Here is a 17,740-nt window from a genome sequence, read left to right on the forward strand (position 1 = left end):
CGAACGGCCGTGACCTGACGGTTGAGGGCTTGGTTGTTGATGGTGAGTTTGTTGTTGCTGGGTCTAATTCGACGTCTGTTTTGGGTCTGCGTGGTACGCAGGAGCTTTCGGGTTCTGGCCGGGTTCTTTTGTCTGGTGAGAACGCTGTTGGCGGTGTTGCCCGGAACGTTCTTCAGCTGACCTCGACGTCGAATGCGCGTGAGGAGCTGACCATTGGCTCGGATATTGTTGTCGAGGGCTGGGGGTCTGTGTCGGCCAACGGCAATGACGACACGATCCGGTTCGAGGGTTTGGCCAAGGGCTCTTCGGAAGGCCCGCTGACGCTGTTCGATATCGACAACACCCAAGGGGACGGCTCGGCGGGTGCCTTGCGTGTGGACAGCTCCGAAGGGGTTGTTGCGGTTGGCCAGAGCGCCCGGATCATCGGTGCGGACTTTGTGGGTGAAGCGGGTACGGACGGTATCCTCGAGTTCTTCGCCAGCGCGGTCCTCGAAGAGGTCTCGCTGTCGATGGACAGCCTTCTGGACGGCACCACCCAATCGAGGACGGTGTTCGTCCAGGAAGGGCTGGCGCTTGATGGCAGCCTCGAGATCAGGGGCACCCAGTCGCGGACCACGGAGTTCCGCTTCCAGGGCGAGCAGGAGATCTCAGGCACAGGCGAGATCGTCCTGACCGATGGCGGCGTGGGGGATGCTGATCCCCTGAGCTACCTTGCGATCCAGGGGGTGACCGGTGCGTCGGAGATCCTGACCATCGGCGAGGACATCACGGTGAGGGGCGAGGGGTGGATCTTCTCGCGCTCGACGAACGACCTCTTCGCCATTGATGGCAGGGTCGTGGCCGAAGGCGGCAGGCTGCGCATCGAGGACACGGCCTCGGTGAACGGCGAGGTGGGCGCGCTTGCGGGCGGTCTCCTCGAGATGCGCCAGGCTGATCTTCTCACGGAGCAATCAAAGCTGGTGATCGGCCTTGATGGTGCAGGGGATGACGCTGCGGCGGGCCTTGTGACCATCCGTCAGGCGATCACCCTTGAGGGTATCTTAAAGCTCGAAGTGGGCGACGGGTTCGCAGCCGAGCTTGGCGACAGCTTTGTCATCGCAAGGGAGGACTTCAACGTCACCAATGGCGAGGCGTTCGCAGGAGCCTTTGACGGCTTTGAAGGCTTCGACCTTGAGGGCGACCTTGCCTTCCGGCTCGTGAGGAGCACGGATCCTGAGAACAGCTCGATCCAGACGCTGGTCCTCGAAGTGGTGGAAGACGCCACGGCCGAGGCTGGCGGCTTCATCGGAGCGGGCTCTGTCTTCACCCCGCCGGACCTGCCTGCAGAGGGCACGCGGGTGGAGATCACCCTTGATGAGATCGGCGGCCGGGTGGCTGACAGCGAGATCACGGGGACGACCACGGATGGTCTTTCGAGGGTCGAGGTGACCAACACGCTGGCGGTGCTCGAGAACGTGGCCTTGGGCGTCGACCTTGGGGTGGATGCTGCGAACGGCACCCGGCGTGTGGACATCGAGCAGGGGCTGACCTTTGCGAACGGTGCCCAGATCATCCTCGAGGACAGCGAGAACGGTGTGGCGGAAGCGCGCTTCTTCGGTACCCAGACGGTGGACGGCGAAGGCGGCATCTTCATGAGCCGGGTCAATGCCAACGTCCTTGGCATCGAGTCGGAGATCGAGTTCGTCAACACGCTGTCAGGCGCAAGGGAGCTTCTGACCTTCGGTGAGGATGTGACCATCTCTGGCGATGGCCGTGTCTTTGCCAATGGCTTCGAAGACCGGATCCGGATCCTCGGCGAGGTTGTGGGTACGCCTGAGAACCTTCTCGAGATCGAGGATCTCGACAATGGCGGTGCGACCTTGATGGTCGATGCCTCGGCTGGCCGTGTGGCTGTGGACGATGTGGTGGAGAACACCCGCTTCGAGGGGACAGGGGAGCTTGAGCTCTTCGATGGCAGCTACCGGAACGTCAGCTTCGGCATGGATGCCCGCTTCGGCGGTGTGGCCTCAGGTGGCCAGACCCTGACGGTGGAGGAGGGCCTTGAGGTCGACAGTCTCCTCACCGTGGAGGCTCCGACCGGGGGCACCCGGTTCCTGACCGCGCTTGGCGAGCAGAGCCTTGTGGGGACGGGCGAGATCGTCCTCTCCGGCGATGAGACGTCGGAAGGCCAGGCGCAGAACTATCTCGACTTCAACGGCACGCTGGTGCGGGCGGAGACCTTGGTGATCGGTCCTGACCTGACGGTGAGGGGCGAGGGCCATATCCGTGCGATCGATGCCGATGACCTGGTGGATATCCAGGGTACGCTGATCGTCGAGGGCCTCTTCGAGGTCGAGGACCTGGCGGACTTTGGCGGCACCCTGGAGATCGCAAGGACGGGCACCCTCGAGGTCGAGGACCGGTTCAACGAGCTTCGTGAGCTGACCCTGACGGGGGATGCCCAAGTGACGATCGCGCTCGGCGGCTCAGGGCTTGATGCCCGTGCCGGCCAGATCGTGATCTTCGGCGAGGCCGCCCTTGCAGGCACCCTGACCCTCGACGTCGAGGCAGGCTTCACAGGCGAGATCGGCGACGAGTTCGTCATCGCCTCGGCAAGGGACGGCTTCGCCTCCGTCTTCGACGCCATCGAAGGCTTCGACATAGACGGAGACGACAAAGCCCTAGCCCTCGTCCAGGACGATACAACACTGTCGGTGAGGATCGTCAGCCAGGATGAGGCAGGCTCGTTCTTCCTCAGGAGCCAACTGCCGCCGGACCCGGTCCTGCCGGAGCTTTCGGGCACCTTTACCGGCGTCATCGACGATGCGCTGGCAGGTGGCCCGCTGGCGCAGGTGGACGACAGCGGCGCGACCTTCAACAGTGTCGATCTGCAAACGGATGTTCTCATCCAGACCGATGATGACGGCTTCTTCCGGCAAGGGTTTCTTCAGGTCAGCGACGGCCTGACCCTCACGGGTGCCGACATCACGCTGGAGTCAACGCCTAGCGACCGTGCCTATCTTCTCTTCAATGGTCCGCAAACGGTTTCTGGTACTGGGGAGATCGTGCTCTCCGAGACGAATGGTACGCCATTCCGTCCAGTGACGAACTGGGTCGGCTTCTCCGGCTCTGACTTCAATGCGCCCGAAACGCTGACGTTCGATGTGGTCGTCCGCGGCGCGGGTTCGATCTTCACGAACAGCGCGCAGGACCGCTTCCAGTTCCTCGATGAAGTGATTGCGGAAGGCGGTAGGCTGACGATCTCCTACATCAACAATGGTGGAGAGACGCTGGTCGTCAGCGAGCAACTAGGTGGTGAGCTGATCATCCAGTCGGCAATTGAAGACACTGTTCTGTCACCGACAGCCGGAACCGTCGTCGAGATTGCTTCGGCGACCATCCGCGATCTTGAAGTGGCTGGTGAAGGTGCCGTCGATATCCGATCGAGCAGCGCCGAAGGCATTCTTGTCACGGGCAACGCCATCCTCACGAACGGCCGTGACCTGACGGTTGAGGGCTTGGTTGTTGATGGTGAGTTTGTTGTTGCTGGGTCTAATTCGACGTCTGTTTTGGGTCTGCGTGGTACGCAGGAGCTTTCGGGTTCTGGCCGGGTTCTTTTGTCTGGTGAGAACGCTGTTGGCGGTGTTGCCCGGAACGTTCTTCAGCTGACCTCGACGTCGAATGCGCGTGAGGAGCTGACCATTGGCTCGGATATTGTTGTCGAGGGCTGGGGGTCTGTGTCGGCCAACGGCAATGACGACACGATCCGGTTCGAGGGTTTGGCCAAGGGCTCTTCGGAAGGCCCGCTGACGCTGTTCGATATCGACAACACCCAAGGGGACGGCTCGGCGGGTGCCTTGCGTGTGGACAGCTCCGAAGGGGTTGTTGCGGTTGGCCAGAGCGCCCGGATCATCGGTGCGGACTTTGTGGGTGAAGCGGGTACGGACGGTATCCTCGAGTTCTTCGCCAGCGCGGTCCTCGAAGAGGTCTCGCTGTCGATGGACAGCCTTCTGGACGGCACCACCCAATCGAGGACGGTGTTCGTCCAGGAAGGGCTGGCGCTTGATGGCAGCCTCGAGATCAGGGGCACCCAGTCGCGGACCACGGAGTTCCGCTTCCAGGGCGAGCAGGAGATCTCAGGCACAGGCGAGATCGTCCTGACCGATGGCGGCGTGGGGGATGCTGATCCCCTGAGCTACCTTGCGATCCAGGGGGTGACCGGTGCGTCGGAGATCCTGACCATCGGCGAGGACATCACGGTGAGGGGCGAGGGGTGGATCTTCTCGCGCTCGACGAACGACCTCTTCGCCATTGATGGCAGGGTCGTGGCCGAAGGCGGCAGGCTGCGCATCGAGGACACGGCCTCGGTGAACGGCGAGGTGGGCGCGCTTGCGGGCGGTCTCCTCGAGATGCGCCAGGCTGATCTTCTCACGGAGCAATCAAAGCTGGTGATCGGCCTTGATGGTGCAGGGGATGACGCTGCGGCGGGCCTTGTGACCATCCGTCAGGCGATCACCCTTGAGGGTATCTTAAAGCTCGAAGTGGGCGACGGGTTCGCAGCCGAGCTTGGCGACAGCTTTGTCATCGCAAGGGAGGACTTCAACGTCACCAATGGCGAGGCGTTCGCAGGAGCCTTTGACGGCTTTGAAGGCTTCGACCTTGAGGGCGACCTTGCCTTCCGGCTCGTGAGGAGCACGGATCCTGAGAACAGCTCGATCCAGACGCTGGTCCTCGAAGTGGTGGAAGACGCCACGGCCGAGGCTGGCGGCTTCATCGGAGCGGGCTCTGTCTTCACCCCGCCGGACCTGCCTGCAGAGGGCACGCGGGTGGAGATCACCCTTGATGAGATCGGCGGCCGGGTGGCTGACAGCGAGATCACGGGGACGACCACGGATGGTCTTTCGAGGGTCGAGGTGACCAACACGCTGGCGGTGCTCGAGAACGTGGCCTTGGGCGTCGACCTTGGGGTGGATGCTGCGAACGGCACCCGGCGTGTGGACATCGAGCAGGGGCTGACCTTTGCGAACGGTGCCCAGATCATCCTCGAGGACAGCGAGAACGGTGTGGCGGAAGCGCGCTTCTTCGGTACCCAGACGGTGGACGGCGAAGGCGGCATCTTCATGAGCCGGGTCAATGCCAACGTCCTTGGCATCGAGTCGGAGATCGAGTTCGTCAACACGCTGTCAGGCGCAAGGGAGCTTCTGACCTTCGGTGAGGATGTGACCATCTCTGGCGATGGCCGTGTCTTTGCCAATGGCTTCGAAGACCGGATCCGGATCCTCGGCGAGGTTGTGGGTACGCCTGAGAACCTTCTCGAGATCGAGGATCTCGACAATGGCGGTGCGACCTTGATGGTCGATGCCTCGGCTGGCCGTGTGGCTGTGGACGATGTGGTGGAGAACACCCGCTTCGAGGGGACAGGGGAGCTTGAGCTCTTCGATGGCAGCTACCGGAACGTCAGCTTCGGCATGGATGCCCGCTTCGGCGGTGTGGCCTCAGGTGGCCAGACCCTGACGGTGGAGGAGGGCCTTGAGGTCGACAGTCTCCTCACCGTGGAGGCTCCGACCGGGGGCACCCGGTTCCTGACCGCGCTTGGCGAGCAGAGCCTTGTGGGGACGGGCGAGATCGTCCTCTCCGGCGATGAGACGTCGGAAGGCCAGGCGCAGAACTATCTCGACTTCAACGGCACGCTGGTGCGGGCGGAGACCTTGGTGATCGGTCCTGACCTGACGGTGAGGGGCGAGGGCCATATCCGTGCGATCGATGCCGATGACCTGGTCGATATCCAGGGTACGCTGATCGTCGAGGGCCTCTTCGAGGTCGAGGACCTGGCGGACTTTGGCGGCACCTTGGAGATTGCAAGGACGGGCACCCTCGAGGTCGAGGACCGGTTCAACGAGCTTCGTGAGCTGACCCTGACGGGGGATGCGCAAGTGACGATCGCGCTCGGGGGCTCAGGGCTTGATGCCCGGGCCGGCCAGATCGTGATCTTCGGCGAGGCCGCCCTTGCAGGCACCCTGACCCTCGACGTCGAGGCAGGCTTCACAGGCGAGATCGGCGACGAGTTCGTCATCGCCTCAGCCAGGGACGGCTTCGCCTCCGTCTTCGACGCCATCGAAGGCTTCGACATAGACGGAGACGACAAAGCCCTAGCCCTCGTCCAAGACGATACAACTCTCTCCGTCAGAATCGTCAGCCAGGATGAGGCGAACACGATCATTCAGCGTGAAGATCTTCCTGCTGACCCGGTCCTCCCGGAAGTGAATGGGACGATCACCGGGGTCCTCAACGAAGCCGCTGCCGGTGGGCCGCTGGTTCGTGTGGATGATTCCACGGCTACGTTCGACGACGTCACGCTCGAGGTCGATGTGAATGTGACCGCCGCCGAAGATTCCTTCTTCCGGTCGGCGTTCCTTCAGGTCACCAACGGCCTGACGATCAATGACCAGACCATCTCGGCGGTCCCGGGAGAAGGTGACCGCTCCTGGGTCTACTTCATCGGAGAGCAGACTGTCGACGGAACCGGGACGATTGTTCTCAACGATCGCCCGGACACGCCGTTCATCACGGAATCGGCGTTGCTGGAGTTCGATGGACAGGACTTCGGAACGGCCCAGACGCTGACCCTCGCAGCGGGTATCGATATCCGCGGCAGTGGTGATGTGTTCACGGACGAAGCCGAGGACCGCTTTGACATTGCGGGCGACGTGACCGCCGTTGGCGGCCGCCTCGATCTCTCCAACGTCGACAATGACGGCGGCATGCTCAACCTCTTCGAGGATGTCGGCGGCCAACTGGTGCTTGGCGGGACCATCGACAACACGGTCCTCAACCCCGCATCGGGCGTTGAGGTGGACGTGCAGGCGACCCTCAACGACGTGACGGTTGCGGGCGCTGGTTCGGTGGACTTCCAGACGGGCGCGGTCCACACCAACCTGAGTATCGATGGCAAAGCCACGATCGGCCAAGGGCGAGACCTCAATGTCGTCGGCCTTGACCTTGATGGCCTCCTGACGATCAGCGGTTCGAATTCGGTTTCTGCTCTCAACCTTCGCGGCGAGCAGACGTTCACTGGCACTGGCCGTGTGCTGATGACCACTGACGGTGCGGTGAACGGAACGGCGTTGAACTACATCCAGCTCGTATCTCTCTCGGGCGATGCCGAGGTGCTGACCATCGACAGCGGTCTCACGATCGAAGGGCCGGGCCTCGTCTTCGCCAACAGCACAGGCGATAGCATTGTCTTCGATGCCCTCGCGAAGGGCGCGGCCGGTGGTGTGCTCAAGCTGGGTAACATCGACAACACCGATGGCGGCGGCGATCGCGGAATCCTCCGCGTCGATGCTTCGGCGGGCGAAGTCGGAGCAGCCGAAAGCCGCTTCCTCCGCGGTGTCGATGTGACGAGCGAGGCCGGTGCGCCGGGCGTGTTCTCCCTCTTCTCGGGCGCCAACCTCGACTTCGTGGCGTTCACCATGGATGCCGAGCTCGACGCTCGCGAGGTGAGCAAGACCGTCTTTATACAGAACGGCCTTGACGTTGCCTCGACCTTGACGGTGACCGGGACCAATATCCGGACCGGGGAGCTGCGCTTCCAAGGGGAGCAGGAGCTTGGCGGCGGCGGTGAGATCATCCTTGTAGACGGTGGTGTCTCGGTCAATCAGCCTGCGACATATCTCACCATACAGGGCCTGACCGCCGATGCAGAAGTGCTGACGCTGGCCGAAGGGACGACCGTTCGAGGCGTGGGTTGGCTCTTCTCGCGGTCGACGAACGATCTCTTCGCTTTCGATGGCAGAGTTGTCGCTGACGGCGGATTGCTCCGTGTCGAAGACACCACTTCTGTCGATGGCGAAGTCGGCGCTCTGGCAGGAAGCACGCTGGAGATCCGTCAGGGTAATCTCCTCACGGAGCAATCGAAGCTCGTCGTGGGCCTCGAAGGAGCGGGCGATGATGCGGAAGCGGGGCTCGTGACGATCACGCAGGTCCTGACGCTCGAAGGCATCCTCAAGCTGGAAGTCGGTGACGGGTTCTCGGCAGAGCTGGGCGATACATTCGTGATCGCGAGAGAGAACACGAACATCACCAACGGCGAAGCCTTTGTCGGCTCATTCGATGGCTACGAAGGCTTCGATCTCGAGGGTGATCTCGCGTTCCGCCTTGTTCAATCGACCGACCCCGAGAACTCCAGCATCGAGACGCTGGTCCTCGAGGTCGTCAATGACGCAGCTGCAGAAGCAGAGGGCTTCATCGGTGATGATGCGGCTTTCATCCCGCCAGCAACGTCAGGCATCGAGAGCTCGTCCGTGCCGAGCGGTGACGCCGGCAAGGCCGTCAGCTCCTTCGCCGTCATCGACGATGTGCAGGACGCGATGGAGACGGGGCCGCTGTTCGAGAAACCGCTTCCGCAGTTCAACACTGGCGATCCAACCGAACCGCCAGCGACGGAAGCTCTTGCGGACCTCGTGCGCGAGAATGACGCATTCCTGCATGACGACATTGCGATCGAGGCGGCAGAGCAGGCTCTCGTCCAACAGCTTCAGTTCCTTGAGGACCAACACGGCTTCTAGGCGCTTGCATGAGGTGCAGTCCGCGGGGCTGCACCTCCTTCATCTGGGCGGCGTGTTCGTCTAGGAACCCTCGAAAGGCCGGGTGCTGGCAGGACGCCGCGCCCCTTCAGTCGAGGAGTACCCCATGACCTTCCGCCTTCCCCCCTCCATGTCGATCCGTTCCGCTGCGCTGCTCTTTGCGGCAACCGGCGCGCTTGGCACTGCATTCGCGCAGGACGTGCCGATCGTGCAGCCCGGTGCCCCAGGGCAGGATGCCCGCGAGCTGAGCGCCGATGAAGCGGTCAAGGTCGCCAGCAACAAATACTCCCCGGACGATGTTCGGTTCATGCAAGGCATGATCCCGCACCACGCGCAGGCCGTGGAGATGGCAGAGCTCGTTCCCGACCGCTCAAACAATGAAGAGATCGGCGACATCGCCGGACGCATCCTGAAAGCGCAAGCCGACGAGATTGCCTTCATGCGCCAGTGGCTGGCCGATCGCGGCGAGCCGATGATGGCCAAGAAAGGCCACATGCATCACGGCATGTCCCATGAGATGATGGGCATGGCGACGCCCAAGGAAATGCGCGCGCTCAAGCGTGCCAAGGGCACGGACTTTGACCGTATGTTCCTTGAGCTGATGATCGAGCACCATGAGGGCGCGATCAGGATGGTGCGAGACCTCCACGACCAGCCGGGCTCTGCGTACGATCCGGTGCTGTTCGATTTCTCCAACGATATCGTCAATGATCAGCGTGCTGAGATCACGCGCATGAACGCGATCCTTGCTGGCCTCTCGGAGGATCCGCGTGTCGGTCTTAACCCGGGTCTGGCGGATGCAGGTTCGGCGATCAGCAATCTCACACTCGTTGCGAGCCTGGAGAAGCCGAGGGGCTTCTTTGATCCTGAGAACCCGGCGGGCCTTCCCCCGGTGATCGAGCCCGATGAACCTGAAGCCTCCGAAGAAGAGGCCGAGGGCGAACAGAGTGACGAGGAAGCACCCGTCCGCACGGCAGAAGACAATGCCGATGCGAAGACGGAGTGGGGCGAGCGCTGGCCGCTGTTGAGCTTTTGGAACACCGACATGGCGTTCTCTGGCGACAAGATGATCGCCGGTAATTATCACGGCTTCAACGTCTACGAGCTCGATGGCGAGGGTATGCCCACCCTCTATTCGTCCGTGGTCTGCCCGGGTGGTCAGGGTGACGTTTCGATCGTCGGCGATCTCCTCGTGATGTCGGTCGAACAGACGCGCGGCCGTGTTGACTGCGGCCTCGAAGGCATTGCCGAGGACGTCAGCGAGGACCGCTTCCGGGGCTTGCGGATCTTCGACATCAGCGATCTCAAGCGTCCCCGCCAGGTCGGTATCGTCCAGACTTGCCGCGGCTCGCACACCCACTCGATCGTATCGGCCGACGACGAGCGGATCGTTGTCTACAACTCGGGCACCTCGTCCATCCGTGATGGCGAAGAGCTTGAAGGCTGCGTCGGCGGCGTTCCCGGTGACGATCGCACGGCGCTCTTCCGCATTGATGTGATCGAGATCCCTGTGGCTGACCCCTCCAAGGCCCGCATCGTGTCGAGCCCGGGCGTCTTCGCAGATGCTGAAACGGGCCGTCTTGCCGGTCTCTGGCAGGGCGGCGACCACGGCGATGATACCCAGTCGACGCGGCGTACGGACCAATGCCATGACATCACGATCTTCCCGGAAGCGAAGATCGCTGCGGGCGCGTGCTCCGGCAACGGCATCATCCTCGATATTGCTGATCCGCTGAACCCGGTGCGGATCGACGATGTGACGGACAAGGGCTTTGCCTACTGGCACTCGGCGACCTTCAACAATGACGGAACGAAAGTTCTCTTCACGGACGAGTGGGGCGGCGGAACGCAGCCGCGCTGCCGTGCTTCGGACCCCAAGACGTGGGGCGCCAACGCGATCTACGACATCGTCGATGGAAAGCTCGAGTTCGCGAGCTACTATAAAATCGACGCTCCGCAGGCTGACCAAGAGAACTGCGTCGCGCACAATGGCTCGGTGATCCCGGTTCCAGGCCGCGATATCTTCGCGCAAGCGTGGTACCAAGGCGGTCTTTCTGTGATCGACTTTACCGACTCAAGCGAGCCGCAGGAAATTGCGTTCTTCGACCGTGGTCCGATCCATGAGGAGCGGATGGTCGTTGGCGGTTACTGGTCGACCTACTGGTACAACGGCAAAATTTACGGGACTGAGATCGTCCGTGGTCTGGATGTTCTGTCGCTCGAGGCGAGCGAGCACATGACGGAGAACGAAATCGCAGCGGCCGCGATGGCGGACATGGGCGACACCTTCAATCCGCAGCAGCAATACACGGTCAGCTGGCCCAACCACCCGGTCGTGGCGAAGGCTTATCTTGACCAGCTGGAGCGCGATGGCGGCATGCGCAGAGACGCGATCTCGTCGATCCGTGCACTGCTTGACCAGTCAGAGTCCCTTCTCGATGCGGAGGGCGAGGACACGACCGTTGCGGACAGCCTCGTCAAAGCTGCTGAGGGCATCAAGATGACCCGCCGTAACGCGCAGGCCAATGCACGGCTGAACGCGCTTTCGGACCAGCTCCGCGGCATCGCAGAGCTGATCTGATCCACTTGCTCCGAGTGAGTTCCATTGAGGAAAGCCCCGCTCCGGCGGGGCTTTTTTCATTTGGGCTCGGCGACGGTCACCTTGAGCTTCATCTTTGGATGGATCGCACACTGAACATGATACTCACCCTCTTCGTCAAAGGTGATGTCCACGGCCCGGCCGGGCGGCTGCTCCCCTGAATCGAAGGTCTCGTCCTTCGCCTCATAGAAAATGTGGTGAGTGAAACGGTCGTCATTGAGGACATGCATAGGCATCGAGGGTGCAATCGTAACCTCCGCAGGATGAAAACGGCGGCCCTCCTGCGAAATCTTCACAGGGTCTTCTGCCCAGCCGAACGCAGGCAACGCAACGATCAACCCAGTCATCAGCGCGTATTTCTTCATCGTCTGTCCTCGCTTTGCCTAAGAACAGCAGGATCAACTTCACGGCGATTTAAGCGAGATGGTAAAAATAGTGTCCGCGATACGATGGAAAGATTGAGCGTTAGAGCCGATGCGGCGTTGGTTTCATTCAATTGCAGCGCGGATTTTCCTAGCGCTCGGCGTCCTCAGCCTCATCCTTCTGGGCTATGGCGCTTGGAGTGTGCGTGCTGTCGGCGAAGCAGGCGAGATCGTCCGCGAGACCTATGACCGGCCATTCCAAGCGCTGAACTACACCCTCAAGGCCAACGCGAACTTCAATCAAATCCGCGTCAAGCTGCGCGACGGAGACCCGATCGACGAGCTCCGCGAGATCTTCCACGAGGACCTCGACGTCGCCGAGGCGCGCGTTCTGAGCAACGCAGCCAAGCTGCAGATCGAAAAAGCCCGGGCCGAATTCGAGGCGTGGCTCGACGTGGCAGGCGAGGGTGCGACCGGAGACATCGAGCGGGAGAGAGCGGCGGCACTCACCACCCGCTTTGACCTTCTCACCGAGACCATGACTCTCGACAGCTTCCGGGAACGCCAACGCGCGCTCGAAGCGGTGAACACGTCGCGGAGCCTTGCGACCACAGCGATTACCTGCGCCATGCTGCTGGCTATCCTCATGTCGGTCGCGATGTCGCGCCAGATTGCACGTCCACTGAAGATCGCAGCGGACGCTGCCCACCGCGTTGCGGAGGGAGATTTCAAGGCTTGGCTCCCTGAAGGCGGAAAGGGTGAGATCGGCGATCTCCTGCGTTCGATGAAGTCGATGCAGGCGAGCATCAGCGCGATGATCGCCCGCGAGGAAGAACGCTCCCGCTCCGCCGAAGTGCGGATGGCCGACGCCTTTGAAAGTGCGGGGCCGGCCATCATGATCGTCGGCGGCGATGGCGGCATCATCTACAAAAACTCACGGGTCAGCAGCCTTTTCCCTGAAGAGGACTTCGATACCGGCGGACCTCTCGACCCGGCCTTCCTCGAAGCCCAACGGGATGGCGAGGAGATCGAGCTTGGCGAGGGGGGCTGGGTCAGCAGCTCCCGCTCGGAGACCCGCGACGGCGAGACCATCGTCATCTGGACAGACATCACCGCCATCAAAAATCGTGAAGTCGCTCTCCGCGACGCTTCTGAAAAGGCCCAGGCGGCGGCAGTGGCGAAGTCAAACTTCGTTGCCAATATGAGCCATGAAATCAGGACACCGATGAACGGTGTCCTCGGTCTGACGGAAGTACTTCAGTCTACAGAGCTGACTGACGGCCAGTCAGAACTCGTCTCTCTTATCCTCTCGTCAGGCACCAACCTGATGAGCGTCATCAACGCGATCCTCGATTTCTCGAAGCTCGACGCTGGCAAGATGAAGCTGGCGTCCGAGCCGTTCAATCTGCGCCAGACCGTCACCGAGGTTGGCGCCATGATGCAGGCCTCGGCCCGGCAGAAGGGGATCGAGCTGATCGTCCGCTATGCGCCGAGCGTGCCGGAGGGCGTCGAAGGAGATGAGGCACGCCTGCGCCAGGTGCTCGGGAACCTCTGCGGCAATGCGGTGAAGTTCACGAGCGAAGGCCATGTGCTTCTGAACGTTGAGGGAGTGAGGATCGGTGACCATGCGCACCTCACCGTTGAGGTGCGGGACACGGGCATCGGGATCTCCCCTGAAGATCTGCCGCGCATGTTCCATAAGTTCGAGCAGGCCGACGACAGCAAGTCCCGCAGCTTCGAAGGCACCGGGCTTGGCCTCGCCATCTCTAAAGAGCTCGTGGACCTGATGGGTGGGGATATCTCCGCGACCAGCGAGGTTGGTGAGGGCTCCTGTTTCACGATCAAGCTGAAGCTTCCGGTCAACAAGAATGCCGAGCTCCGCAAGCACCAAAGCGGCCCGCAGTTCGATAATCTCCGGGTCCTCGCTGTCGATGATAACCCGGTGAACCGGCTGGTCGTCTCGGAGTTCCTGAAGAGCTGGGAGATCGAATGCCATCTGGCTTCCTCGGGGAAGGAAGCTGAGGAGCACCTCAGTGCTGCGCATGACTCAGGCGAGCCGATAGAGCTTATACTGATGGACTTCCATATGCCCCAGGAAAGCGGCGATGAGTTCACTGGCCGGATCCAGAAAGATCCGCGTTTTGCCGCGATCCCGGTGATCATGCTTTCGTCCGTGGACACGACAATGGGACCGCCGGAAGACTATCTCGGTACTTACGCGGACTGGGTCTCGAAGCCGATCGGTGCTTCGCGACTTTTCAACGCGATGATGAAGGTCACGGGGTCCGACAAGGCGCCCGCTGAACGTGAAGCGGAGAAAGAGTTTGCGCCTGCCTGGGTGGCGCCACCCCCTGAAACTCCGAAGGCTGAGCAAATTGAGGTCCAGCATCAAGAGGAGTTCCATATCCTTCTGGCCGAGGACAATGCGGTCAACCAGATGGTGATCAAGACCATGCTGGCAACCGAGGAAGTATCTCTGACGATCGCAGAGAACGGAGCGGTGGCGCTTGAGCTCTATCAGGCGAGGCGCCCCGATATCTTCCTGACCGACCTCTCCATGCCGGTGATGGATGGCCTGACCGCAGCGCGTGAAGTCAGGCGCCTCGAAGAAGAGAATGGCTGGCCTAGGGTTCCGATCATCGCTGCCACTGCGCACGTTCTGAACACGGACAGAGCCCTTGTTCGGGAAGCCGGCATCGACGACTTCATCCCGAAGCCAATCAAGAAGAACGCTCTCATCGAGATGATCGCCAAATGGAAGAGCGCCGTTGATGCCGAAGAGCGGTCCGACACCAGCCTCACAAAGACTTGAGCCTAGAGAGAGCCTTTTGTTGAGCATTCTCTGCGACCGCTCGAGCCTAGAACATAACGATAGAGGAACTCTGTGTTAAGACTAATGGTTGCTTTCCTCGCACTTTGGCCGAGTTTCGCGGGCGCTCAGCTCCTTCCCATTGGCGATTCTGCAAGGCTCCTTGCGACCGGCGGTGTCAGTCAGGTTGAGGGCGCTGGCGGCGGAGGGCTTGCGGCGTGGGCGCTGATCACCGGGTACGGATCCGATCGTTCCGTTGGTGGTAATGTTCACTACACGCATATTCTTCTGCCGAACTTCGAGGTGCGATCAGCTGGCGTGGCTGTAGGCCTCTATGACCGCATCGAGCTATCCTACGCGCAAAGCGTCTTTGGCACAGGTGATACCGGGGCCGCCCTTGGCCTTGGCGAAGGCTTCGGTTTTGAGACCCAGACCGTGGGTGCCAAGGTTCGCCTGCTCGGTGACGCAATCTTCGATCAAGACAGCTTGGTGCCTCAGATCTCGCTCGGGGTGCAGCACAAGTCTACGAGCGATAGCGCTGTTCTCAGCGCCGTAGGAGCCGAGGAGAGCACGGGTACGGATTACTACATCGCAGCAAGCAAGCTGTTTCTTGGACAGGGGCTGCTCGTCAACGGCACGGTACGTATGACGCGGGCGAACCAGTTCGGCTTCCTCGGCTATGGCGGTGATCAGGAAGATGCGTGCACGCCTCAGTTCGAAGTGTCTCTCGTCAAGCTGCTAAGCCCAAAGCTGGCGGTAGGCGCGGAGTACCGCTCCAAACCGGACAACCTTGGCTTCGCCAAGGAAGAGCACGCTTACGACGTGTTCGGAGCCTATTTCTTCAATAAGAACGCCTCGCTGACCCTCGCCTACGTGCAGCTCGGCTCCATCGCACTGCAGGATGAGCAGGGCGGTACCTATCTCTCACTGCAACTGGGCTTCTAGGAGGCATCATGCGGTTTTTTATCAGCACACTCTTCATCAGCCTGTCCCTTGTTGGCTACGCCGTCGCCAACGACCGTCTCTATACGGATCTTGGTGAGAAGGCCGGTATCCGAAAGATCGTCGAGGACTTCACAACTCTCTCCCTCGCAGATCCCCTGATTGCCCCGACCTTCGAAGAGACGAACATCGAGCGCTTCAAGGACAAGCTCACCCTGCAGCTTTGCGAAGTTTCCGGTGGTCCTTGCGTCTATGACGGGCTGAGCATGAAGGCCTCGCATGACCCGCTAGGTCTGACCCAGGCACACTTCATGGCCCTGGTCGAGGTCTTGCAGGAGGCGATGCGTCAGAACGACATCCCGTTCGGTGTTCAGAACAAGCTCCTGAGGCAGCTCGCTCCCATGAAAGGCGATGTCGTTTCGGAGTGACGCCGGGCCACCTTCCGGACCATCCAGCCGATAAGCCATTGTAAATGAACGCGCTGCCATTCTGGCGTGCGGCGCTGCTTCGCGGCCCTATAATTGGGCCATGGAACGAAATGCGACCGTCATCCGCAAACGCTTTGGCGCTGCCTTGTGAGCCAGGCCCGTCAGTATAAGGCGTTTATCTCCTACGCGCACAAGGACAAGCGCGAGGCGCAGTCTCTTCACTTGCGTCTTGAAACCTTCCGTACGCCCAAGAACATCATTGGGACGGAGGGACGTTTCGGCCCGGTCGAGCGGCGGCTGACGCCAGTCTTTCGTGACCGGGATGAGCTATCCTCGTCGAGCGAACTCGCCCCTGCGTTGGAAGAAGCGCTCACCAACTCCGAGTTCCTGATCGTCCTCTGCTCCCCGGCCTCTGCGAACTCCGTCTGGGCCAATGAAGAGATCCGCCGGTATCGCTCAATCCATGGTGATGAGCGCGTGCTTGCTGCTATCGTCGGCGGTGATCCGGGTGCGGAGGTTGGTGAGGGCAAGCCAGGATGCTTCCCGCCAGCGCTGGTCGCGCCACCTGAGGGATCTGACAAGCCGAGAGAGCCCATCGCCGCCGATTTCCGGCCTGAGGGCGACGGCCGTAAGCTGGCGTTCCAGAAGCTCGCTTCCGGGATGCTCGGCGTCGGCCTTGATCAGCTTACGCAGCGAATGGCCCAGCGAAGGCAGCGCCGGATGGCACAGGCTGCGGGTCTCATGGGCGTCCTTTCCGTCGCTATGGGCGGGCTTGCGGTCTACGCTTTTCAGCAAGAGGCACTCGCTGAGGAGCAGCAGGCTATAGCCGAGCGAGAACGGGACATCGCCAACGCGTCGTCTGAATTCCTCGTTTCTATCTTCGAGGTCGCCAACCCGGCCACGGAGAACCCCAAAACGATCACTGCACTGACCGTCATCGAGAGAGGCTTTGCCAGAATAGACGAAGCTTTCGCGGAGCAACCAGAGGTCCAGGCAAAGCTCTTGGCGGACCTCGGGCGGGTCTACGCCAGTCTTGGCGAAATCGACACCGCCAAGGACGCTCTCAACCGGGCTATCGCGGCGCCTGGCGTATCCGTTCAGGACAGGCTCGCCGCATCGACGCGACTTGCCAACCTCCTCTATCTCACCAACAGCAACGAAGAGGCGTCGGCCCTTGCGGGCCGCGTTCTCGAGGAGCTTGACGGGTCAGGGTACGATGCCGACGACCGACATCTTATCGGCGGCGAGGCACTCGAAGTTCTCGCAAACATTGCTGCGTACAGAGATTATGACAAGCAGGCTGGCATCGACCGAATGCTTCAGGCAATCGACCACTACACGCTCTCAGGAGAGGGGGGAACCCGGCAGCTCGCAAGAGCGCAGACCCAGCTAGGTACAATGTATTCGTATGCGGACGAAAGTGATCTAGCCATCGATTACCTCTCCCGAGCGATCACCAATCTTGAGCGCTTTCACGGTCCCAACCACATCAACGTCGCGAACGGCATTCAGAACCGCGGACTCGTCGAGTTTCGTGCAGGTCGTACAGAGCAGGCCGCCCGGAGCATTGAGGAGGCTTTGGTCACTTACAACCGGGTGCTTGAGCCATCCCACCCGAACCTCGCTCGGACACACTTGCTACACGGACGAATTCTCGCGGCCTCTGGCAACTTTGCAGGATCCGAGGAGGCCATGCGTAAGGCTATCGCGGGGTTCGAAGCTGCATACGGACCGAACCACGAGGAGATAGCGATAACGAGAATCTACCTAGGACAATTCCAGGCTAATGAAGGCCTCATCGAGGATGCTTTCGCCAGCTTTGATGAAGCCAAGAGCATATACGACACTCTCTTTCCTCCTGATCATGCCAATCATGGAGACCTTCTGGTTTACCGTGCCATTGCCATCAACGCATCCGGCGATAAGACTGCAGCGCTTGAAGCTTGTGATGCAGGTCTCGAAATCATGCGAGCAACTGTTCCCCAAGGTGATGCTTGGCTTGAGGAAAATGAGGCGATCTGCGAAGACTTTTAACC

7 protein-coding genes are annotated in these 17,740 nt (G+C 61.2%); 6 read left to right on the top strand and 1 reads right to left on the bottom strand.

Annotation, left to right across the window (positions count from 1 at the left end):
* The first annotated feature begins 80 nt into the window (after window positions 1–80).
* Window positions 81–8,546, top strand: a complete 8,466-nt coding sequence (locus HK107_RS08920) for an autotransporter outer membrane beta-barrel domain-containing protein (RefSeq protein ID WP_233061446.1) — start codon at window positions 81–83, stop codon at window positions 8,544–8,546.
* Between the two features lie 124 nt (window positions 8,547–8,670).
* Window positions 8,671–11,145, top strand: coding sequence for a DUF305 domain-containing protein (locus tag HK107_RS08925; protein WP_173198894.1), 2,475 nt, complete (start codon window positions 8,671–8,673; stop codon window positions 11,143–11,145).
* Between the two features lie 56 nt (window positions 11,146–11,201).
* On the opposite strand, the gene HK107_RS08930 is transcribed toward HK107_RS08925, so the two are convergent.
* Window positions 11,202–11,528 (bottom strand): cupredoxin domain-containing protein, encoded by a 327-nt coding sequence (locus HK107_RS08930; protein WP_173198897.1) that lies wholly within the window; start codon window positions 11,526–11,528, stop codon window positions 11,202–11,204.
* 109 nt (window positions 11,529–11,637) lie between these two features.
* Between HK107_RS08930 and HK107_RS08935 the strand changes: the two genes are divergently transcribed.
* From HK107_RS08935 to HK107_RS08950, 4 genes are all read left to right on the top strand, one after another.
* A complete protein-coding gene (locus HK107_RS08935; protein ID WP_173198899.1) occupies window positions 11,638–14,337 on the top strand; it encodes a hybrid sensor histidine kinase/response regulator in 2,700 nt (899 codons plus the stop codon).
* Between the two features lie 84 nt (window positions 14,338–14,421).
* Window positions 14,422–15,279 (top strand): DUF3034 family protein, encoded by an 858-nt coding sequence (locus tag HK107_RS08940; RefSeq protein ID WP_173198901.1) that lies wholly within the window; start codon window positions 14,422–14,424, stop codon window positions 15,277–15,279.
* Between the two features lie 8 nt (window positions 15,280–15,287).
* Window positions 15,288–15,704: a group I truncated hemoglobin gene (locus HK107_RS08945; protein WP_173198903.1), complete on the top strand. Its 417-nt coding sequence runs from the start codon at window positions 15,288–15,290 to the stop codon at window positions 15,702–15,704.
* 147 nt (window positions 15,705–15,851) lie between these two features.
* Entirely contained in the window at window positions 15,852–17,738 is a 1,887-nt protein-coding gene (locus HK107_RS08950) for a tetratricopeptide repeat protein (protein WP_173198905.1), read from the top strand.
* Window positions 17,739–17,740 lie beyond the last annotated feature (2 nt).

This window comes from Parvularcula mediterranea, from assembly GCF_013085255.1.
Classification (GTDB): Bacteria; Pseudomonadota; Alphaproteobacteria; order Caulobacterales; family Parvularculaceae; genus Parvularcula; species Parvularcula mediterranea.